This is a genomic window from Paracoccus versutus (assembly GCF_000763885.1).
In the GTDB taxonomy this organism is placed as follows: Bacteria; Pseudomonadota; Alphaproteobacteria; order Rhodobacterales; family Rhodobacteraceae; genus Paracoccus; species Paracoccus versutus.
In genome coordinates this window covers 83,250-103,170 of record NZ_JRKO01000013.1, presented here as the reverse complement: position 1 = coordinate 103,170, position 19,921 = coordinate 83,250, and the positions used below count along the sequence as shown (strand labels likewise).

The following is a 19,921-nucleotide window of genomic DNA, read 5'->3' as shown; positions in this document are numbered from 1 at the left end:
CGGTGGAACTGACGCCGAGGACGGGCCAGGTCGTGCCGGCGGGCAGCTGGCATCGGCTGCGGCTCAGGGAACCGTCGGTCCTGCTGGCGATCACCCATCGCAGCGGCACGCAGCGCCGCAAGGATCGTGAGGCATAGCCGGTGCAGCCTGCGCACCTGTGGTCTGGGGGCCGCAGCATCATGGCGCAGGAACTGCAGGCCAGGCCGATCAGGACGGATCGGCCGGATGCCGAGGGGATGGCGCGCCTGCTCCACCTTTCGAGGCATTGCAGGTCGGTCTCGGCGCGCGCCCTGCTAGCAGGCTGCTGAAAAAGTCCTTGCGACAGGACAGCGCGGGCGGGGAACCGGGAAATCCGCCTCAAATTTGCCGAAAACACCCCATTTCGGGCCGATATCAGCTGGATCCAGAACGATTTCCGCTGCGTCGCCCTCTCAAAATCCTTTTTCAGCAGCCTGCCAGGCGCGCGCAAGGCGGTGCAACTGGGCTTCATCGCCCTGGAAATGCTATTGCAGACCTTCGCACTCACGGTCGCGCCATATCCAGTGGCGGGCTCGGACATCGCATCCGCGCGCGGGTGGCAGGAAATCCGATGCTCGAAACCGCTTCGGGACCGCGGCTGCGGGCGCGGGTCTTCCTGCGACAGGAGATGGGCGGATTGAAGCATCGTGTCCGCTTTGTCGTCGGTTGCTGTCGATAGGTGCATCCGCAGCGCTGACCTGTCGGTCCGCACGCCGATCTGGGACTGGATCATCGCGGTCGGGACCACAAGCCGCGCATCGGCGGGCGGCGGTCCTGGATCAGGACGGATTTCCCTAACCCGCCTCGGCCCCAGCCCGTGATGCGTGCGCCCGATGACGTCGAGGCGGTCGCGGGTCAGCCGCGGGGTAGGGGCTTTGCGGCCGTGACCCGGAAGGGTGTTCCGGCGCGCAGATCGTCCTTGCGGGACTTGGCGCCCTGCGCGGGCATGGCATCTGCCGAAAGATGGAAAGGCCCACCCCTTGCGGGGCGGGCCGGGGGTCAGGCCAGGTCGCGGACCTTGGGCTCGCGGTCCCAATAGCGGCGGGCAGCCGCCTGGGGCAGGGCGGCAAGATCGGTGACGCCCTCGTCCGGCTCGATCCCCGCGCGGTCCAGCAGCGGTTGCGCGCCCGGCGTATGGCCGATGGCCTTGAGATGGGCAAAGGCGTCCATGACGAAGCCGACCGCCGCGCCGTCCCGCGCCAGCTTTTGCGCCGCCTCATCGGTCAGGACCAGCGCCACCGCGTCGAACAGCACCGAGGGCGAGCCGGCAAGCTGGCCGTCGGCCTTGGCCTCGCCGCCCGCCAGCGCGATGCCGCCGACCTTGGGGGCGATGGTGAAGGGCGTGCCGCCGGCCTTTCCGACCGCCGCCACCAGCGCGTCGAGCTCCGCCTTGTCCGAGCCTTCGGCGAACAGGATGCCGACCTTGCGCCCCTTGAGCGTCGGCTGCCAGTTCTTCTGGATCGACAGCGCGTCCGAAGGCGCGATATCGATCGGGTCGCGGAACGGCTTTGCCGCCTTGGGCAGCTCGATCGCGAGGCCCGCCGCCACGCGCTTGGCCAGATCCTCGTCGATATTGCGCAGATGACTGACGACGCGGCTGCGCACATGGCCGAGCCCCACCTTGGAGAGTTCAAAGACGAAGGCCGAGGCGATATGCGCCTGCTCGTTCGCGGTCTGCGAGCGCCAGAACAGGCGCGGCTGGCTGTAGTGATCGCCGAAGCTTTCGGCCCGGATGCGCAGCTTGGGGCCGAAAACCTCTTGCGGCGCGGTGGCGAAACCTTCGGCGCTGGCGCGGGGGCCGGGGTCTTCGCCCGCCTGGTCCAGGCTGTTCGGCTCGTAATTGGCGCGGCCCTTCGGCACCTGGGTCTGCATCATCCCGTCGCGCATCATGTTGGCAAAGGGGCATTTCGGCGCATTCACCGGGATCTGGTGGAAATTGGTCGTACCCAGCCGTGATTTCTGCGTGTCGAGATAGGAAAACAGCCGCCCCTGCAGCAGCGGGTCGTCGGAAAACTCGATCCCCGGCACGATGTTGGAGGGCAGGAAGGCGACCTGCTCGGTCTCGGCGAAGAAATTGTCGGGATTGCGGTCCAGCACCAGGCGGCCGACCACCCGCAGCGGCACGATCTCCTCGGGGATGATCTTGGTCGCGTCCAGCACGTCCCAGGGCAGGCTGTCGGCCAGTTCCTGGTCGAAGATCTGCAGGCCCAGGTCCCATTCGGGATAGTCGCCCGCCGCAATCGCCTCGTAGAGGTCGCGGCGGTGATAGTCGTTGTCCGCGCCCTGCATCTTGGCGCTTTCGTCCCAGACCAGCGATTGCATGCCCAGCCGCGGGCGCCAGTGGAACTTGACGAAACGGGTCTCGCCCTGGTCGTTCACCAGCTTGAAGCTATGGACGCCGAAACCCTGCATCATGCGATAGCTGCGCGGGATGGCGCGGTCGGACATGGCCCAGATCACCGTATGCAGGCTTTCGGGCATCAGCGAGACGAAATCCCAGAACGTGTCATGGGCCGAGGCGGCCTGGGGATAGCCCCGGTCGGCCTCCATCTTGACCGAATGCACGAGGTCGGGAAACTTGATCGCGTCCTGGATGAAGAAGACCGGGATGTTGTTGCCGACCAGATCCCAGTTCCCGTCGTCGGTATAGAACTTGACCGCGAAACCGCGCACGTCGCGGGGCGTATCGACCGAGCCCGCCCCGCCCGCGACGGTGGAAAAGCGCACGAAGACCGGGGTCTTCTTGCCCTTCTTGGCAAAGAGGCTGGCGCGCGTCAGCTCGGGGATCGGGTCGGTGCATTCGAAATGGCCATGCGCGGCCGAGCCGCGGGCATGGACGATGCGCTCGGGGATGCGCTCATGGTCGAAATGGAAGATCTTCTCGCGCAGAAGGAAATCTTCCAGCAGCGTCGGGCCGCGATGGCCCGCGCGCAGGCTGTTCTGGTTGTCGGAAAACGGGATGCCGTGGTTGGTGGTCAGGGTCTCGCCGCCGCGCTGCTGCGTTTCGCCGGCATTGCCTTGTTCAGTCCTGTCGGGATTCGGTGCCATCGTTCCTCGCCTGCCATGAAGGTGGGTGGGCACTGGCACGCCGACCAGCGCCGCCGGAGATGGTCCAACGTCAGGCAAGAGCAACGGTTCCCCGCAGGGTGCCGTCATGCGTCGAGGTGCGGCCGCTCGGCCCCGGCGACGCGGATCGGTTTCGGACAGGCGCAGCGATCCATACCAGCGTAGGGCTTTCCCCGCGAGACCGCAGCAACCGGCGGCCGGCGGTCGCAAGCTGGCTCTGGCGGGCTTCCTGCCGCAGCTTTGTCCTGGTCCTTCCCCATGGCCAGAGCCGTATTTCAAGAAAGGTGGATCGCCGGCGGGCCCCGCCTCTCGTTCGGCGAATAGCGCATTTCTCCGGCCGGTGCTGGACAGGCGTGCGTGGGTCACGCCCGCGATGGAGCTTTGTCCATGCCCGGCTTGCGGAGGCAGGCGGGTGCCATTAGCTAGACCCATCATGCCCCATGCCCCAGGAGGATCCGCCCGGTGGAGGCCCTTATCGAACAGTATCTGGGCAATCCGCTGATATTGGCCGTGCTGCTGTTTCTTGCGAATTTCGTCATGGAGGAAGGGGCGATCGTCGCCGGTGCGGCGCTGGCCGCCGCGGGAGAGATCGGCACCACGCTGGCTCTGGTGGCGCTGGTGACAGGGAATATCGTCAGCGACTGGGCGCTTTACGGGATCGGCGCGCTGGCCGGAAGCAGCCCGCTTGTCCGCCGCTGGATCGACGGGAAGATGCTGGAGCGGGGGCGGCACCTGCTGGATCGCGGGGTCTGGCCGGCGGCGCTGCTGGCACGGCTGCTGCCGCCGATCTTCATGGCCAGCGGCTTCCTGCGCGTGGATTTTCGCCGGTTCGCCATCGTGAACGGCGTGGTTGCGGCGGTCTACACGGTGGCGCTGTTTTTCGGGGCGTTCGGTCTCAACCTCGTCCTGTTCGACCTGCTGGGCAACTGGGCCTGGCTGGTCGTGGCGGCGCTGGTCATCGCTGCGGTCTGGCTGAGCCATCGGTTCACGGTCTATTATTTCGCCTCGAGCAAGGACGAGGGGGACGGCTCGGGCGGCTGAGGCGGCGCCTCTTCGTCGCCGATCACGCAATCCAGCGCAGCGCGCAGCAGCTCGGGATGGGTCCAGGGCAGGAAATGGTCGGCCTCTTCGACCAGGATCACCCGCGGACCGGGGCTCTCGGGCAGATGCGCTTGCAGGAAGGGCACGTTCTCCGGCGGCACCAGGGTATCGGCCAGGCCCTGAACGATGGTGACGGGTGCGGTGATGCGCCCCAGATCGGCGGCCAGATCCTGAAGCCCCGGCTGCAGGTTCATAAGCTCTGCATTGGCATTGGCCAGCTCGGCGGGCAAAAGCCGGGCGAAGAAATCCAGCGCGGCCAGCTGTTGCAGCGGGTGGGTTTCCTCCAGTTGCGGATCGGCGGCGGCACCGATCAACAAGACGCCCGCCACCCGGTCGGGATAATCTGCAGCAAGCCGCAAGGCGACCGGACCGCCATAGGAATAGCCGACAAGAACCGCAGGCCGCGTGCCGGCGGTCAGCAGCGGGGCTACGGCGGCGGCCTGACCGGCCAGCGCGGTCTCGGGCTCTTCGCCGCTTGCGCCGAAACCGGGGCGGTCGACGGCCATGTGATACTGCCCGGCGGGGACATCCAGCAGGAACCTGTCCCATTCCTCGGCGGTGCCGGGACTGCCATGCAGGAAGATCACCCGCCGCCCACCGGGCTGGCCGGCCGCCAGATAGCCCAGGTATGCCTGCCCGTCCTTGCGCGCCAGCCGCATTTGCCGGACCGTGCGGCCTTGTTCCTCGGGCCAGGCCTCGTCCGGCTCCAGCCCCAGGCCGGTGATGGCCGAGAACTGTTCGCGCAGCGGCTGGAACGGCTCAAGCACGAAGCCAAGCGCCTCTTCGGCCAGCGACTGTTCCGGCGCGGGAACCACGATGGTTTCGCCGGGGGGCTGGCAGAGGGGCAGGTCGGGGATCATGCAGGGCTCCTTTGCGCCGGGCCGGATTGGCCGCGCCGATCAATGGCACTGTCCCGCCCGGCGCGAAGCTGCGCAAGGGGCGTTCACGAGCTTGGGGGATAGATCCGCCGCAGCGCCTCCTGCTGGCGCTGCAGCCGGATCATGCCGCGCAGGCCCACCACCCGCGCCCCGCGCCGCCGCATGGCATCGCCGATGGCGAAAAGCCAGCGATACTGCTGCCATAACGCGCGGTATGCCTGTCGCAGCGTGCGGCCGCCGGCCCAGATGTGCAGCATCTCGGCGCCGGCGCCGTTCAGCTCCAGTATCCTGAAGCCGCGGGCCGCGGCCAGCTCCTCGGCGCTGCGAAAGCGGACGTCGAAGCGGCCGAAATGGAAATCCGGGATCTCGCGCGAGATCTCGTCGATCACCGCTTCCAGCTCCGGCGTGACGAAGGACTGCGCGTCGCGATAGACCGCGCCAAGCCGGGCGCTGCGCGCATTGGTCAGGATATGGGCGGCACCCGGCATGGGCACCGTCTCCCAGCTTTCGGGATGCCGGTCGCGATAGATGGCGCTGTTCGGGCGCAGGATCTTGTCGGCCTGGACCAGCCGGGCCACGCTGCGGCGTCCGTCGCCGACCACATGCGGCGGATAGACGAAGGCCATCGAGACGATGCGGCCCCGCGCCTGGCCGGGGTGGCGCAGGTAGAAGATCCCTGCCTCGCCGGGCAGATCGACCAGTTCCTGCAGCAGGATGGTGGTGCCCGGAGGATGCACCGCCAGGTAATCCGCCAGATCCTCGGCCTGCCGGATCAGCCTGACGCCCCAGCCCTGATAGCCGCGGTCGGGCTTGGCGACGACCGGAAAGTCCAGCCCCGCCCCGGCCATGGCGGTCAGCGCGCGGTCGAGGGGGGCGATGTCCGCCGCCTCACGACGAAGGCGGACGAAACCCGCCAGCCGGGTCCGCCCCTGCGGCCCGAACAGGTCCAGTCCCTGCGACTTGCTTTCCCCCCACAGCCCGCCCGCCTCCATCGCCGGGTTGGCGGCGCTGGGAAGCGTCAGGCTGCGATACCGGATCGCCAGCGCCAGCCACATCAGCGCGGGCAGCACATAGAACAGCCGCTCGGGGATGTGGCGCTTGAAGGCGGGATAACGCTCTCCCTCCGGCGGACGGAACTGGAGAGAGGCGGCTTGAGGCGTGCAGGTCAATGGTCCGGGTCGTCCTTTGCTGGGTCGCGTGTGGCGCTGCGGGCATGGCCGAGCCACCTTGTGCCGGCGATGCATCCCGGCTTCCGACGCAGCGCCCGGAAGAAGGCGACCATGGCGCAATTCTGCCAAAAGGTCCAGATTTGCGGGCCGGCCGCCGATCTTCCCCATCGTTTCGCGCCAGAGACCATGTCGCCCCGTCCGCCGCTGCCCGGAAGCAAGCGTTCGACCCGGCTATGCGGGCTCTGCCGGCAGGTGCGGCCACTGTCCTATACGCGCGCTGGTCCAACGACCAGCACATCGCAACCCGCCTCCGAAAGCAGCCGCCTGGCGACGCTTCCCAACAAGACCTCCGCGGTCGCGTTTCGCCCTTGCGTTCCCATGGCGACAAGGTCCACGCGTCCGCCTTGGGACAATTCCACAAGTGCGGCACCGGGAGCCCCCTGTAGAACCAGGACGTTCTCTTCGCGGCCATGGGGTCGCGCCAGGTCCAGAAGCTGCCGGCGACAATCGTTCATCCTGGACCGCCGAAAATGTTCGGCATCGTCTGGCAGGGTGCCGGCCCGCAGCATCGCCTGCTCGAAGGGAAGAGGCGCTTCATAGGCGTGAACAAGGGTGATCCGTGCATCCGGCGCCAGCCCCCGGACCGCTTCCAGAGCTGCCTCCGACAAGGGCGAGAAATCCATGGCGGCGGCCACGGTGCCGTATCGCCGCGCATGCTCGCCGCGGACAACAAGCACCGGAACTGATGCCATACGCACAATGCGATCCGCGGTCGAGCCGAACACGCGCTGGAGCAGGGTCGAGGGCTGCCCTGGTCCGATCACGACGATGTCGGCCGACAGCTCATGCGCTGCCTTTGTCACGCAGCGATGCGGTATTCCGAACTCGACCCTCAGGGTCGGCGCCCTCGCAAAGCGCGGGGCGTCGATGAGCGTCTCGAGCGTCGCACGGGCATGCCGCCCTGCCGCGGCACGCATTTCGGGTTCCATGACGCCCATATCGTCGAGCACGTGCATGACGACCACGGCTGCCTTGTGCTGTTCGGACAGCTGGGCGGCGCGGGCAAGCACCCGGTCGGCATCGTGCTGAGGATCAACCGCAACAAGGATCGTCTTCATGGCCTGTCCCTTCGTTCATTGCGAGCTTCGGTTGGCGTCAGCCGCCGAAGCCTGCCTGTCTTTGTCTATGCGCAAACGATTTTAGGTGCTACCGGCGGCAGGCCGGGGCATTCGCAAAGGCGAAGAAATCGGCCATTGCGCTACCTTGCGATCTCGAAGGGCGAGGTCGGGATCGGCAGGCAGACCCTATCGACCGTTCGGCCGACACAAGGATGGACCAGGGGCCGGCCCGAAGGCAGGGGGCTTCGCGCCGCTAGCTTCCGCGGGACATGTGCAGCACGCCCACGGCCAGGGTGGCAAGCGTCAGAGAAACCGGCGCGAGGAACGCGACGCCGGCCAGATCGAGGACAATGCCGCCAAGGATGCCGCCGAGAGCCACACCGAGATAGGTGAAGCTGGTGTTCAGCGCCATCGCCTGCTGCGCGGCCCCACCGGCAAGGCCCATGATCCTTGCCGCGATGGCCGGCGCGTTCCAGAACGCCGATCCCGCCCACAGGGCGACTACAACAAGCATGCCGGGCAGCGGGACGGGTCGCAAGGCCCAGAAGATCGTCAGCCCGATCATGGCGATGGCAAAGGCCGTCATCCCTATGATCAGGGCGCGAAACGCGCCCCGGCGATCAATCGCGCGCCCGCCGAGCCAGACCCCCGCCATCCCGGCAAAGCCGGACAGGCCGAAGACCAGCCCCCTTTGCTGCGGGCCGATATCGCCCAGCGCCAGCAGCACCGGTGCGAGATAGGTCAGAAGCATCATGCTTGCCGCCATGTTCAGGAAATTCGCCAGAAAGCCGAGCAGCAAAGGCCGCGACATCAGCGGAACCAGCAGCGCCTTCAGGTCCGAAGCCGGCTGACGCTCCGACCTCGGCAGCAGTCGCCCTATCGCGATGGCGGCCAGCAGGCCGCCCATCGCCATGCAGCCGAAGGTCCATCGCCAGCCGAAGGCGGCCCCGATCCACGTTCCCAAAGGCACACCGAAGGCGATCGAGCCGGTGACGCCAAGGCTGATCACGGCGATGTAGCGCCCGGCCTTTCCCTCTGGCGCCATCGAGGCTGCGACGGCGAACAGCGATGGCGTGGTTGCCGCCGCGCAAAGCGCCGCGGCAACCCGCATTGCCATCAACAGGGCGAAGGACGAAGCGAATGCTGCCAGCAGATTGGCGCAGGCGAATAGCAGCAGGGCCGCCAGGATCAGGGGCTTGCGCCCGAGCCCTGCAAGAAGGATGGCGCATAGGGGCGCCGCGATTGCGACCGTCGCGGAAAAGACGGTGATCAACTGGCCCGCCAGGCCCTCGCTGACGGCCAGGTCTCGGGCCAGTTCGGGCAGGATGCCGGCGATGACATAGTCGTCGGTGAACAGCACCAGCGAGGCCAGAAACAGGGATGAAAGCCCGATGGCCGCATGGCCACTCCGGTTTGCAGGCATAACAAAACTCCGCGTTGATTGAAGGTCAAGCGGCGTCCTGCCAGCAGAGGAGGATCATGCCGGACGGCACGCCGCGACAGTTTTCCAGGCTGTCGCGGCTTACCTGTCTGCGTCGTTCGAAATTCCCATCGTCAACTCCCTTGCCTGCATCAGAAACTACCACAAGAGGCTGCCGGCCCTCAACCCGACCGCATCGGCAACGACCGCGACGGGGCCGGGACCAGGTTGGTCCCGCGGAGGCCCCGGAAGGAACCGGGAACGATCAGCCGCAACGGTATGGCCCAAGCCCGCGGGGCTTCCGCCCGTCCAGCATGATCCAGCGCATTCTTCGCGCCCGCCACCGCCGTGTAATCGCATTCGGCGGGGCGATGGCGTCCGGGGGGCACTTGTGTTCTCCGGCCCTGACCGGCCTGCACCGGGGGCGCCCTGAACGGCTCCAGCCTGTCGAAGCTATTGCATTGCCGCATAGGCGGCGAGGTTTTCGACCAGGTGGTCGAACAGCAGCCGCATCCGGCGCGTGTCGCGCAGGTCTTCGTGCATGGCGACCCACATCTCATAGCCGAACTCCACCACGTCCGGCAGCACGCGCACCAGGTCCGGCTCATCGGCCGCAAGCCCAAGGTGGCAGGCGCCGATGCCGAAGCCGGCCTTCACGGCCATCAGCTGGGCCACGGCGCTGTCGCAGCGAAAGGCGAAGCTCTCGCGCGTGAGCGGGTGGCCACCGAAGGATATCCCGGCGACAAGGCCCTCTTCCTGGTCGATGCCGATCAGCGGGTGAGAGAACAGCGCCTCGACCGTCTCGGGCAGGCCGTGGGCGGCGACATAGCGGCGATGGGCGAAGAGGCCGACCCGGACGAGCCCCACATGGCGCGCGACGATGGCCTGCTGTTCGGGGCGCACCATGCGCACCGCGATGTCGGCCTCGCGGCGCAGAAGGTTCTCGTTGCGGGTCGACAGCGCCAATTCGATGTCGATCCCCGGATGGCGATCGCGGAAGTCGGCCAGCATCGGCGGCAGCACCAGGGTTCCGACGATATCGATCGCCGCCAGCCGGACGGTGCCGCGCGCCTCGTCCCGCTCGCCCGAGGCGGTGCGGACCAGGTCATCCGCGATCACGGCCATGTCCCTTGCCTGCGGCACCAGCGACAGCGCCAGTTGGGTCGGATCAAGGCCGCCGCGCGACCGGGTGAAGAGCCTTGCCCCGATCCCATCCTCGAGCGCGTCGATGTGACGGCCCACCGTCGGCTGGGTCAGCCGCAGGGCCCTGGCCGCCCCCGACAGGCTGCCTTCCTCGACCACGGCAAGAAAGCTGCGCCAATGATCCCAGCTATCGACACGACCAGACATACGATTTTGTATATCTTCCCTACGCCATTCGTCAATTTTCGTTCTGCGCTGCGCGGCCTATGTCTTGTCCACGGACAGCGCCAATGCGGAGGACGCCATGACCATCCTGCTTGCCGTCGCCTTGGTGGCCGCCCTGCTGGCGGCGGCGTTCCTGTTCGCGCCGCGGCAGGAGGTGGTCACGAAGGTCGAGATCGACGCCACGCCCGCGCAGGTCTGGGCGCTGCTGGGCGATCCGGGCAGCTATCGCGACTGGAACCCCTTCATCCTGTCGATGGAAGGCGAGCTGGCCGAGGGCGCAACGCTCGTCAACAGGATGCGGCCCGAAACCGGCAGCGAGATGACCTTCAGGCCGGTCGTGCTGAAGGTCGCGCCGGCAAGGGAGCTGCGCTGGCTTGGCCGCCTGTTCCTGCCGCGCATCTTCGACGGCGAGCATTACTTCATCCTCGACGGGTGCCAGGGCGGCACCCGGCTGGTCCATGGCGAAAACTTCCACGGCGTGCTGCTGTGGTTCATCGACGTGAAGCGGTTTGCCGGCGATTTCGACAGGATGAACGCGGCACTGAAAGCCAGGGTAGAGGCCGGACCCATCGGCCTGGGAAAGGGACGGTGATGCGCAACAGGAAAATCGCTATCGGGATCGCGCTGGGCCTGGGGATTGGCGCCGGTGTGGGCAGCGCGATGGACAATATCGGGATTGGCGTCGGCATAGGGCTGGCGCTGGGCCTCGCCATCGGCTCGGCCTGGAAGGCCTGGACCGGGAAATCCGGCGGCAAATAGGTATCGGGTCCGGGCATTCCGCCCGTCCCCCATGAAGGCGGCGCAGACGACCGCCATCGTCCCGCCGGCGACGGGCCCGATCCTGTCGAGCGGTCGTTGGACCGTTCATCGGCCGGGCGGTGGTTGCCGGCTTTCCAGCCGGGCCGGGGTTTGGTGCGCCATGCCATCGGCCGGCACTCAACCGATCACATCGGAGAAGGAGATCTACTCATGACCAGCTACGCCGTTGCCCGTCTGCATCAGGTCGAGATGGGCCCCGATATCGTTGCCTATCTCGAAGCCATCGACGCCACGCTCGCGCCGTTCGGAGGCAGGTTCGTGATCCATGGCGGCGACAAGGAACAATTGGAGGGCGCCTGGCCGGGGGATCTGATCGTCATCGGCTTTCCCGACCGCGTGGCTGCCCGCGCCTGGTATGCCTCGCCGGCCTATCGGGCGATCCTGCCGCTGCGCACCCGCAATTCCCAAGGGGATGTGATCCTGATCGACGGGGTCGGGGACGATCATCGTGCCACGGACATCCTCTCGCAGCCGGGCGGGGCGGGGGCGCACCCCGTCGCCGGGGGGTAGCCGTGCCGGGACCGTCGACGCCCGGTCGCGGATTTGAAAGCAAGGGGCGGGAAGCGGCGGGATGCTGGCGGCGCCTATCATCGCGACATATGTGATGGAAGGAGCCGAGCGATGGAACTGGCGATGACGACTGAAACCGAAACCGAACGCGATCCGCGCTGGCAGGGCGTTCTTGCCCGCAATCCGGCCTGCGACGGCGCCTTCGTCTATGCGGTGCGGACCTCGGGCGTCTATTGCCGCCCCTCCTGCCCCTCGCGCAAGGCGAAGCCGCAGAACGTGTCCTTCTTCGACACGCCCGACCAGGCCGAGGCCGCGGGCTTCCGCGCCTGCCTGCGCTGCAATCCCCGCGGCCCGTCGTCTGCGCAGGCGAATGCCGCCATCGTCGCCGAGGCCTGCCGGATCATCGAACGGGCGGACGAGGTGCCGCGGCTGGACGATCTGGCCAAGAAGGTCGGGATGAGCCCGCATCATTTCCACCGCCAGTTCAAGGCGATCACCGGGCTGACGCCGCGGGCCTATGCGGCGGCGCATCGGGCGGGGCGCGTGCGCGCGGAACTGCCCGAGGCCGCCAGCGTCACCGATGCGATCTATGCCGCCGGGTTCAACGCCAGCAGCCGCTTTTACGAACAGTCGCCGCGGATGCTCGGCATGGCCCCCTCGGCCTACCGGCAGGGCGGCCGGGATGCCGATATCCGTTTCGCGGTGGGGCAATGCTCGCTTGGCGCGATCCTGGTGGCGCAAAGCGGCCGGGGCATCTGCGCGATCAGCTTGGGCGACGATCCCGATGCGCTGGTGCGCGAATTGCAGGACCGCTTTCCGCAGGCCCGGCTGACGGGCGACGACGCGGATTTCGCGGCGCTGGTCGCGAAGGTGGTCGGCTTCGTCGAGGCGCCGGGGATCGGCCTGGACCTGCCGCTGGACATTCGCGGGACGGCCTTCCAGACCCGCGTCTGGCAAGCGTTGCGCGATATACCGGCGGGCCGGACCGCCAGCTATGCCGAGATCGCCCGTCGCATCGGCGCGCCGCGGGCGGTGCGCGCGGTGGCCGGGGCCTGCGCCGCGAACCACATCGCCGTCGCCATCCCCTGCCACCGCGTGGTGCGGACCGACGGCGGCCTCTCGGGCTATCGCTGGGGCGTCCCGCGCAAGCGCGCGCTGCTGGAGAAAGAGGCGCAGGCATGAGCGCCCCCGCGACCTTGCAGGACCGGCTGGCCGCACGGGATTGGGCGAGTTTCGGGGCAGAGCTGGATCGGCATGGCAGCGCGGTCCTGCCCGGTCTGCTGACCGCAGCCGAATGCCGCGAGCTGGCGGCGCTCTATCCGCAGGAGGGCCATTTCCGCAGCCATATCCACATGGCCCGGCACGGTTTCGGCCAGGGCGAATACCGCTATTTCGGCTATCCGCTGCCGGATCTGGTGGCGGAGTTGCGCGCGGGGCTTTATCCGCATCTGGCGGCGGTGGCGAATGGCTGGAACGCGCGCATGGAGATCGGCACCCGCTATCCCGGCACGCTGGACACCTTCCTGCAGCAGTGCCATGCGGCCGGCCAGGCCCGTCCGACGCCGCTCTTGCTGCAATACGGGCCGGGCGATTTCAATTGCCTGCACCAGGATCTTTACGGCGAGCTGGCCTTTCCCCTGCAGGTGGCCTTCCTGCTGTCCGAGCCCGGGGGCGACTTCACCGGCGGCGAATTCGTGCTGACCGAACAGCGCCCCCGGATGCAAAGCCGGGCCGAGGTCGTGCCGCTGCGCCAGGGCGACGCCGTCGCCTTCGCGGTGCATCACCGCCCGGTGCGCGGCAACCGGGGCGATTACCGCGTGAACATGCGCCACGGCGTCAGCACCGTCCGAGGCGGCCGGCGCCACACGCTGGGGATCATCTTCCACGACGCGACATGATTGGGTAAAAGCGCGGGCTTTGGGAAGGGGTGAACGCGATGTCCTGCCTGCTCTGCCGGGTCGCCCGCAACCGGGAGCTGGCGCATGAGGTCTTCCGCGACGAACGGCTGGGCGCCTCGTGGATATCGGGCCGATCCGGCCGGGACATCTGCAGATCATCCCCATTGAGCACTATGAAACCTTCGATGAGCTGCCGCCGGACATTGCCACCGACATCATGAGGCTGGCGCAGAGGCTTGCCAGGATCCTGAAGGCGCTGTTCGATGTCGAGCGGTTCGCTTTCGCCTTCACCGGCGGCGATGTCGTTCATGCCCATGCCCATCTGGTGCCGCTGGTCGAGAAGGACGACATCACCTCCAGGCGATACATCCCGGAGGAGAAAGTGACCTATCGCGAGCTTCCGCATCCGGGTGATGCCGCGCTTCAGCGGATCGCGGCGGACATCGCCCGCAGGCTATGAGCCGCCGCCTTTCGAGGGCAAGGAACGGGAAGCCGCCAGGGCGGCCCCGCGGCTGGACACCCATGGGCCACTATTCAGGAGAACGGATCATGGAACTGACGAGCAAGACGATCATCGTCACCGGCGCCAGCAGCGGGATCGGCGCAGCCGCAGCCACGCTGTTTGCCGCCGAGGGCGCCAACCTGGCGCTGGCCGCGCGCCGGGCGGCGGAACTGGAGATCCTTGCGGCCTCGATCTACCGGGACGGCGGCCGAGCCCGCGTTCTGGCCGGCGACGTCAGGGACGAAGGCTATGGCGATGTGCTGGCCGGCCTTGCGCTGCAGGAATTCGGTGCGCTGGACGGCGCCTTCAACAATGCGGGCATCGTCGGCCAGATGGGGCTGGTCCCCGAGATGGCACCCGAGAACTGGCGGGATGTCATCGCGGTCAACCTGACGGCGGCCTAATCCTTAACCTGCTTTCCAAACGTCGCGTTGGTACACCGGCATGACCCTGCAAAGGCAAGCGTTTTCCCTGGCGTTGGCCATCACGGTTTCGGCGCTGTCCGCGGGCGTGCTGGCCTGGTTGTGCAACCGCCTCATCTTCGAGCGGCTGTTGCGGTTGGAGTCCGCGATCGCATTGACCGGGTCGCTCGCGTTGGCCATGTTCTGTCGGCGCAGCGCTTCGCGGTTCCCGTTGCGCCTGCCACCCGGATCCTGGGTGTGCGCGTGACCGAGATGCAGATGATCACCGGCGGCCTGACCCTGGTCGTGCTGTTGAGCTTTGCATTGCTCTTGTTCCGCACGCCGTTCGGGCGAGAGATGCGCGCGGTTTCGACCAACCCCGTCCTCGCCGCCGCCACCGGGGTGAACATCGGGCAGGTAACCGGCCTCGTCGTTTTCCTGTCTGGCGTTCTCGCCGCACTTGGCGGTGCGATGCTGGCGCTGAGGGGATCGGTCAGCATCGACATGGGGACCAACATGCTGCTGCCGGTCTTTGCGGCGGCAATCCTTGGCGGGTTGGGGAACGCCTTCGGTGCGGTGGTGGGAGCCGTCATTATCGCGGCGGCCGAAACGCTGATCACCAATCTCAATTATGGTCTGCTGATCGGGAGGGATTTCTTCTTCCTGCCGGCAAGCTATGCACCTGCGGCTTCCTTCGCGCTGCTGGTTGCCATCCTGCTGTTCCACCCCAAGGGCATTTTCGTCAGCGAGGCAAGCCGTGTCTGATTTCCTCATTCATGTCGTCTCGATCTCCTGCATCTACGGTATTCTCGCCCTCAGCCTGAATCTCTGGGCAGTATGGCCAACAATCGCGGTGACCGGCACTTCGCCCAAGGCCAGCGTCTGCGACACCCGCGTGGGGCAGTTGGCCTTCTTGCCGCGCGCCGAGGCATATTGCGGCGCGCCGCCGGCCGCCCGGCATCCCTTCCTGAGGAGCGCGGTGTCATCTATGATCAGCCACGCATCGTCCCCGCCGACTTGTCTGTTCGGCCTCGGCAGGCAGCGCCGCCTCCAACGGCGCGGCATCCCACAAGCCAGCGATGAAGTGGGTCATAGCTTGCGCCTGCGGCACGCGGCGTCATCGGTTGGATGCTCTTGCGATCCCCAGGACCAATCAGCCTGGCCATACAGGCCGGATAGATCCGCGCGCGTAAGGCCGTGATGAACGGCTCAAGCCACCGCTGCGGATCGACTTGCCAATCCATGTTCATGGCCGGTGCCTGCAACAATCGACCCCATGAATCCCGCAAAACCGAACAGGGAGACCCACAAAACGCTCGCAGGACTGCAATCTGCCAAAGTAGCTTAGGCCGACAGGCACATGCATTTGATCTCGAGGTAATCCTCTATCCCGTAATGGCTGCCCTCGCGGCGGCGGCCGGATTGCTTGACGCCGCCGAAGGGCGCCAGTTCGGTCGAGATCAGGCCGGTGTTCACCCCGACCATGCCGACCTCCAGTGCCTCGGCCACGCGCCAGACGCGAGACGGGTCGCGCGAGAAGAAATAGCCCACCAGCCCGAATTCGCGGTCATTGGCCAGCGCCATCGCCTCTTCCTCGGTCTCGAAGCGCCACATGGGGGCGACGGGACCGAAGGTTTCCTCGCGCGCGATCTTCATCGCCGCGGTCATGCCGGTCAGCACGGTCGGCTGGAAGAATGTGCCGTCAAGCGCATGCCGTGTGCCGCCGGTGGCAATGGTCGCGCCATGGCTGCGGGCGTCGGCGATATGGTCCTCCACCTTGGCCAGGGCCGCGTCGTTGATGAGCGGACCGATCGCGATGCCCTCGGCCCGACCGTCGCCGACCGCCAGGGCCGCGACCTTGGCAGCCAGCTTTTCGACAAAGGCATCATGCACGCCCGATTGCACATAGATGCGGTTGGCGCAGGCGCAGGTCTGGCCGGCATTGCGGAACTTGGCGGCCATGGCGCCCTCGACCGCCGCGTCCAGGTCAGCGTCGTCGAAGACGATGAAGGGCGCATTGCCGCCCAGTTCCAGCGACAGCTTCTTGATCGTATCCGCGCCCTGCCGCATCAGGATCTTGCCCACGCGGGTCGAGCCGGTGAAGGTGATCTTCGCGACCTTGGGATTGGCGCAAAGCTCGGTCCCCATGCCGGCGGCATCGAGGCCGGGCACGATGTTCAGCACCCCGGCCGGGATGCCCGTGCGCTCGGCCAGAACGCCAAGCGCCAGGGCCGAAAGCGGCGTCAGTTCCGAGGGCCGGGCGGCCATGGTGCAGCCTGTCGCCAAAGCCGGGGCGATCTTGCGCGCCAGCATGGCGTTGGGGAAATTCCAGGGCGTGATCGCGCCGACGACGCCCACCGGCTGCTTCAGCACGATGATGCGCTTGTCGGGCATATGGCCGGGAATGGTGTCGCCATAGACGCGCTTGGCCTCTTCGGCGAACCATTCGACATAGGATGCGCCATAGGCGATCTCGGCCCGCGCTTCGGGCAATGGCTTGCCCATCTCGGCGGTCAGGATGAGGGCGAGATCCTCCGGGTTGGCCATGATCAGGTCGTGCCAGCGGCGCAGGATCGTGGCGCGGTCCTTGCCGGTGCGCGCCGCCCAGGGCTTTTGCGCGGCATGGGCGGCGTCGACGGCCTGGCGAAGCGCGGCAACGCCCAGATCGGCCACCTGCGCCAGTTCCGTGCCGGTTGCGGGATTCGTCACGGTGAACACCCGGTCGCCCGGCACATATGAGCCGTTCATGAGGGCGCTGCCGGTCAACAGCGAGGGATCGTTCAGGTCAAGCATCGCGGTTTCCGCTGCGGGCCGGCGCGCGTTGCAAGCCGGCGGGTTGGAGGGAATTCCGATCTCGGGCGTCATTCTTTGCTGAAGGCATGGGCATCCTGCGGTTGCCAGCGCACATGCAGCTTGTCCCCACGCGAGACGCTGCCCATCATCGGATGGCCGAAGTTCAGCCGGATATAAAGCGGGTCGCCCCAGCCGGTGCGGGCGGTGACGGCGCTGTTGTTGCCCAGGAAAGTCACGTCCTCTACCGTGATGGGCAGCGAGGCGCCCGGCGGGCCCATCGTGTCAGACAGGTCGATCCGTTCGGGGCGCAGCATCAGTTCGGCCTTGCCGCCCCGCGCGCCCGCGCCGTGCATCGGCACATCGGCCAGCACCGTGCCATCGGTGAAACGCAGCGTGGCCCGGCCGTCCTTCACCTCGGCCAGCTCTCCGGCCAGGAAGGCGCTGTCGCCGATGAAATCGGCCACGAAATGCGTGGCGGGACTGGCATAAAGCTCGGGTCCGGTGCCGACCTGCTCGATCCTGCCGCGGTTGAAGACGGCGATCCGGTCGGACAGGCGCAGCGCCTCTTCCTAGTCGTGGGTGACGTAGGGGATGGTCACGCCGGTCTGCTGGTGGATGCGGCGGATCTCATACTGGATTTCCTCGCGCAGCTTCTTGTCCAGAGCGGACAAGGGCTCGTCCATCAACAGGACCGGCGGATCGTAGACCAGCGCACGGGCCAGGGCGACGCGCTGCTGCTGGCCGCCGGACATGTTGGCGGGCATCCGGTCCGCGAAACCGTCCAGGCGCACCAGGGACAGGGCGCGCTTCACCTTGGCGGCGATCTCGGCTTGCGGCGCGCGGCGCACGCGCAGGGGAGAGGCCACGTTCTCGCCCACCGAAAGATGCGGGAACAGCGTGTAGCGCTGAAAGACCATGCCGATGTTGCGCTTGTGCGAGGGCGTTCGCAGGATGGACTTGCCGCGCAGCCTGATGTCGCCCGCTGTCGGATCCTGGAAACCGGCCAGGATGTAAAGCGTCGTCGACTTGCCCGAGCCCGAGGGGCTGAGGAAGGTCATGAACTCGCCTTCGCCGATTTCCAGCTCGACATGGTCGGTGGCAACGACGTCTCCGAAGGTCTTGCGAATTCCGTTGATGTGCAGGTAGGGGCTGGTCATCGGGATTTGCCTTTGCGGATCAGGGCGGCCGCGATCATCAGGACCACGGTCAGAAGGACGAGGAGGGTCGAGGCGGCGGCGATCACCGGCGTTAGGTCCTGGCGCAGCGTGGTCCAGACCTTGACCGGCAGGGTCTGCAGCGTGGGCGAGGCCATGAAGATCGCCAGCACCACCTCGTCCCAGGAGATCAGGAACGAGAAGATCGCGGCCGAGAACAGGCCGTGGCTGATGGCCGGCAGGGTGACGCGGAAGCGCGCCTCCCAGGGGCTGGCGCCGCAGAGGATCGCGGCATCCTCGATGGAGGGGGCGAAGGTTTCCAGCGCGCCCGAGATGGTGATGATCGCGAAGGGCAGGGCGACGATCAGATGCGCGATGACAAAGCCCACCAGCGTGCCGTTCAGCCCCAGCCGCAGGAAGGCGGCGCAAAGCGCGCCGCGATGATGACCACCGGCAGCACCATCGGGGTCAGGAAGAAGCCGCGCAGCACCGCCCGCCCGCGGAACCGGCCGCGCACCAGCGCCAGCGAGGCCAGCAGGCCGATGGCGACGGACAGCACCTTGACGATGGCGGCGATCTTGGCCGAGGTGAAGGCGGCCTGCAGCCAGCGCGGATCGGCGCGCGATCTCGTCGGCGCGGGCCAGGACGGCGGCGCGAGCTTCGGGCGAGCGGCGATGGACCGCGTTGAGCAATGCCAGCCGCCGGACCAGGTTGGGACGCTCGACCGCCAGGCCCGCCGAAACCAGCGCGCCCATGGAGTGGCCGGCCAGATTGACCGGACCCAGGTCCAGCGCCTCGACCAGTCGCGCCGCCCAGGCGACGAAATCGGGCAGGCGCGCAGCCGCCGGCAGCAGGGACGAAGCGCCGTGCCCCGGCATGTCGACGGCAATGACATGGTGATGCGCCGACAAGGCGGCCATCTGCGGCTCCCAGGCCTCGGCCCGCATGTCGACGCCGTGGATCAGCAGCAGGGGCTCGCCGCGCCCGGCCTCGATCAGCCGGACGGAGGCGCCGTCAGACAGCGGCAGGGTTCAAGACATCATGGCCCAGATCCTTCAGGTCCTGATGGCGTCTCCGATACGGTGATGCGGGCGCCCGCCGACCGAGGCGCCGAGCACGACGACGATCTCGTCGGCGGCCGGGGCATCCGGGATCGCGAACTGGATCGCCAGATAGTGCGAGCGGCGGCCCTCGTCGTTCTTGTCCATCAGCGGGATCATGATCGGGGCGTGCGCCGGGCCGCGGGTGTTGGTGAAGGCCAGGTAGGACTTCGCACCCACCGCGCTGCGGTATTGGTTGCCGAAGCGCAGGGTATGGATCAGCGCGCTGGCATGCTCGACCTCGCCATCGAGGCCGACCACGGCGGCCTTGCCCTAGGCTTCGACCTTGTCGCCGCCGCCGGCGGCCTCGATCGCCATATTCGTCAGCAATTCGCCCAGGATCGGGGCGACGGCGTGGATTTCCGGCTTGAGGTCGTCGACATAGCCGCGCCCCGCCCAGGGATTCTTCAGCACGGCGGCGGCAGTGATCAGCTTCAAAGGCTGCGATGCCGTGCGGCCGCCTTCGCTCAGCGTGGTCTCGATATTCAGCAAGGTGATGTGGATTTCCGCTATCATGGCAGCCTTAGAGCGATTCAATGACCGGAAGATGGTATGCCAACATTCCGTATGTCAATAAGACATTGTCTTGGCATTCCAGCCGCGTTA

The 19,921-nt window shown here is 67.3% G+C and carries 20 protein-coding genes and 2 pseudogenes; 10 read left to right on the top strand and 12 right to left on the bottom strand.

Annotated elements, in window-relative coordinates:
* Positions 1-1,017: 1,017 nt before the first annotated feature.
* Positions 1,018-3,066 carry a catalase gene (locus IT40_RS07715; protein WP_036752696.1) on the bottom strand — a complete coding sequence of 683 codons (2,049 nt, stop codon included), beginning with the start codon at positions 3,064-3,066 and terminating at the stop codon, positions 1,018-1,020.
* A 480-nt stretch (positions 3,067-3,546) separates the two neighbouring features.
* Here IT40_RS07715 and IT40_RS07710 point away from each other — a divergent pair, with 480 nt between their 5' ends.
* Positions 3,547-4,125 (top strand): DedA family protein, encoded by a 579-nt coding sequence (locus IT40_RS07710; RefSeq protein ID WP_036752694.1) that lies wholly within the window; start codon positions 3,547-3,549, stop codon positions 4,123-4,125.
* Here IT40_RS07710 and IT40_RS26670 read toward each other — a convergent pair.
* From IT40_RS26670 to IT40_RS07685, 5 genes are all read right to left on the bottom strand, one after another.
* Positions 4,080-5,045, bottom strand: a complete 966-nt coding sequence (locus IT40_RS26670; RefSeq protein WP_052095795.1) for an alpha/beta fold hydrolase — start codon at positions 5,043-5,045, stop codon at positions 4,080-4,082. The two genes, IT40_RS07710 and IT40_RS26670, sit on opposite strands and share 46 nt — an antisense overlap.
* An 83-nt stretch (positions 5,046-5,128) precedes the next feature.
* Positions 5,129-6,232: an ATP-grasp domain-containing protein gene (locus IT40_RS07700; RefSeq protein WP_036752691.1), complete on the bottom strand. Its 1,104-nt coding sequence runs from the start codon at positions 6,230-6,232 to the stop codon at positions 5,129-5,131.
* 266 nt (positions 6,233-6,498) lie between these two features.
* Positions 6,499-7,350 carry a universal stress protein gene (locus IT40_RS07695; RefSeq protein ID WP_036752688.1) on the bottom strand — a complete coding sequence of 284 codons (852 nt, stop codon included), beginning with the start codon at positions 7,348-7,350 and terminating at the stop codon, positions 6,499-6,501.
* 253 nt (positions 7,351-7,603) lie between these two features.
* The gene (locus IT40_RS07690) at positions 7,604-8,773 is read right to left on the bottom strand and encodes an MFS transporter (RefSeq protein WP_052095793.1); all 1,170 of its coding nucleotides are present in this window, start codon (positions 8,771-8,773) and stop codon (positions 7,604-7,606) included.
* A 450-nt stretch (positions 8,774-9,223) separates the two neighbouring features.
* A complete protein-coding gene (locus tag IT40_RS07685) occupies positions 9,224-10,120 on the bottom strand; it encodes a LysR family transcriptional regulator (protein WP_036752685.1) in 897 nt (298 codons plus the stop codon).
* Between the two features lie 97 nt (positions 10,121-10,217).
* Here IT40_RS07685 and IT40_RS07680 point away from each other — a divergent pair, with 97 nt between their 5' ends.
* From IT40_RS07680 to IT40_RS29175, 9 genes are all read left to right on the top strand, one after another.
* Positions 10,218-10,730: an SRPBCC domain-containing protein gene (locus IT40_RS07680; protein ID WP_084196928.1), complete on the top strand. Its 513-nt coding sequence runs from the start codon at positions 10,218-10,220 to the stop codon at positions 10,728-10,730.
* The gene (locus IT40_RS29190) at positions 10,730-10,897 is read left to right on the top strand and encodes a glycine zipper domain-containing protein (protein WP_166436105.1); all 168 of its coding nucleotides are present in this window, start codon (positions 10,730-10,732) and stop codon (positions 10,895-10,897) included. Before IT40_RS07680 ends, IT40_RS29190 begins: the two co-directional genes overlap by 1 nt.
* Before the next feature lie 210 nt (positions 10,898-11,107).
* Positions 11,108-11,467: a DUF1330 domain-containing protein gene (locus IT40_RS07675; RefSeq protein WP_052095791.1), complete on the top strand. Its 360-nt coding sequence runs from the start codon at positions 11,108-11,110 to the stop codon at positions 11,465-11,467.
* Positions 11,468-11,590: 123 nt separating this feature from the next.
* Positions 11,591-12,649, top strand: a complete 1,059-nt coding sequence (gene ada / locus IT40_RS07670; RefSeq protein ID WP_036752756.1) for a bifunctional DNA-binding transcriptional regulator/O6-methylguanine-DNA methyltransferase Ada — start codon at positions 11,591-11,593, stop codon at positions 12,647-12,649.
* Complete coding sequence (locus IT40_RS07665) at positions 12,646-13,365, top strand: 2OG-Fe(II) oxygenase (protein ID WP_036752682.1); 720 nt, start codon at positions 12,646-12,648, stop codon at positions 13,363-13,365. Before ada ends, IT40_RS07665 begins: the two co-directional genes overlap by 4 nt.
* 118 nt (positions 13,366-13,483) lie before the next feature.
* Complete coding sequence (locus IT40_RS07660; protein WP_084196924.1) at positions 13,484-13,825, top strand: HIT family protein; 342 nt, start codon at positions 13,484-13,486, stop codon at positions 13,823-13,825.
* An 89-nt stretch (positions 13,826-13,914) separates the two neighbouring features.
* Positions 13,915-14,271, top strand: a complete 357-nt coding sequence (locus tag IT40_RS29185; protein ID WP_036752753.1) for an SDR family NAD(P)-dependent oxidoreductase — start codon at positions 13,915-13,917, stop codon at positions 14,269-14,271.
* 40 nt (positions 14,272-14,311) lie between these two features.
* A complete protein-coding gene (locus IT40_RS29180; protein WP_052095790.1) occupies positions 14,312-14,536 on the top strand; it encodes a hypothetical protein in 225 nt (74 codons plus the stop codon).
* A gap of 5 nt (positions 14,537-14,541) precedes the next feature.
* A complete protein-coding gene (locus IT40_RS29175; RefSeq protein ID WP_243700194.1) occupies positions 14,542-15,033 on the top strand; it encodes a branched-chain amino acid ABC transporter permease in 492 nt (163 codons plus the stop codon).
* Between the two features lie 90 nt (positions 15,034-15,123).
* On the opposite strand, the pseudogene IT40_RS29970 reads toward IT40_RS29175, so the two are convergent.
* The 6 genes and pseudogenes from IT40_RS29970 to IT40_RS07630 all read right to left on the bottom strand — a co-directional run.
* Positions 15,124-15,518 (bottom strand): annotated as a pseudogene (locus tag IT40_RS29970) (transposase); the annotation flags it as partial.
* Between the two features lie 94 nt (positions 15,519-15,612).
* Positions 15,613-17,061, bottom strand: coding sequence for an NAD-dependent succinate-semialdehyde dehydrogenase (locus IT40_RS07645; RefSeq protein ID WP_036752750.1), 1,449 nt, complete (start codon positions 17,059-17,061; stop codon positions 15,613-15,615).
* 68 nt (positions 17,062-17,129) lie between these two features.
* Positions 17,130-17,525, bottom strand: coding sequence for a TOBE domain-containing protein (locus IT40_RS29515; protein ID WP_208021333.1), 396 nt, complete (start codon positions 17,523-17,525; stop codon positions 17,130-17,132).
* A gap of 105 nt (positions 17,526-17,630) precedes the next feature.
* On the bottom strand, positions 17,631-18,218 hold the full coding sequence (locus IT40_RS29510; RefSeq protein WP_208021334.1) for an ABC transporter ATP-binding protein: 588 nt from the start codon (positions 18,216-18,218) through the stop codon (positions 17,631-17,633).
* Complete coding sequence (locus IT40_RS07635; RefSeq protein ID WP_279432826.1) at positions 18,215-19,177, bottom strand: alpha/beta fold hydrolase; 963 nt, start codon at positions 19,175-19,177, stop codon at positions 18,215-18,217. Before IT40_RS07635 ends, IT40_RS29510 begins: the two co-directional genes overlap by 4 nt.
* A gap of 52 nt (positions 19,178-19,229) precedes the next feature.
* Positions 19,230-19,831: pseudogene (locus IT40_RS07630) on the bottom strand (amino acid synthesis family protein).
* Positions 19,832-19,921 lie beyond the last annotated feature (90 nt).

Coding starts and splice junctions, on each gene's coding strand:
- IT40_RS07715 (WP_036752696.1), bottom strand. CDS start 3,066: ATGGCACCGAATCCCGACAGGACTGAACAAGGCAATGCCGGCGAAACG.
- IT40_RS26670 (WP_052095795.1), bottom strand. CDS start 5,045: ATGATCCCCGACCTGCCCCTCTGCCAGCCCCCCGGCGAAACCATCGTG.
- IT40_RS07695 (WP_036752688.1), bottom strand. CDS start 7,350: ATGAAGACGATCCTTGTTGCGGTTGATCCTCAGCACGATGCCGACCGG.
- IT40_RS07690 (WP_052095793.1), bottom strand. CDS start 8,773: ATGCCTGCAAACCGGAGTGGCCATGCGGCCATCGGGCTTTCATCCCTG.
- IT40_RS07685 (WP_036752685.1), bottom strand. CDS start 10,120: ATGTCTGGTCGTGTCGATAGCTGGGATCATTGGCGCAGCTTTCTTGCC.
- IT40_RS07680 (WP_084196928.1), top strand. CDS start 10,218: ATGACCATCCTGCTTGCCGTCGCCTTGGTGGCCGCCCTGCTGGCGGCG.
- IT40_RS29190 (WP_166436105.1), top strand. CDS start 10,730: ATGCGCAACAGGAAAATCGCTATCGGGATCGCGCTGGGCCTGGGGATT.
- IT40_RS07675 (WP_052095791.1), top strand. CDS start 11,108: ATGACCAGCTACGCCGTTGCCCGTCTGCATCAGGTCGAGATGGGCCCC.
- ada (WP_036752756.1), top strand. CDS start 11,591: ATGACGACTGAAACCGAAACCGAACGCGATCCGCGCTGGCAGGGCGTT.
- IT40_RS07665 (WP_036752682.1), top strand. CDS start 12,646: ATGAGCGCCCCCGCGACCTTGCAGGACCGGCTGGCCGCACGGGATTGG.
- IT40_RS29185 (WP_036752753.1), top strand. CDS start 13,915: ATGGAACTGACGAGCAAGACGATCATCGTCACCGGCGCCAGCAGCGGG.
- IT40_RS29180 (WP_052095790.1), top strand. CDS start 14,312: ATGACCCTGCAAAGGCAAGCGTTTTCCCTGGCGTTGGCCATCACGGTT.
- IT40_RS29175 (WP_243700194.1), top strand. CDS start 14,542: ATGCAGATGATCACCGGCGGCCTGACCCTGGTCGTGCTGTTGAGCTTT.
- IT40_RS07645 (WP_036752750.1), bottom strand. CDS start 17,061: ATGCTTGACCTGAACGATCCCTCGCTGTTGACCGGCAGCGCCCTCATG.
- IT40_RS29510 (WP_208021334.1), bottom strand. CDS start 18,218: ATGACCAGCCCCTACCTGCACATCAACGGAATTCGCAAGACCTTCGGA.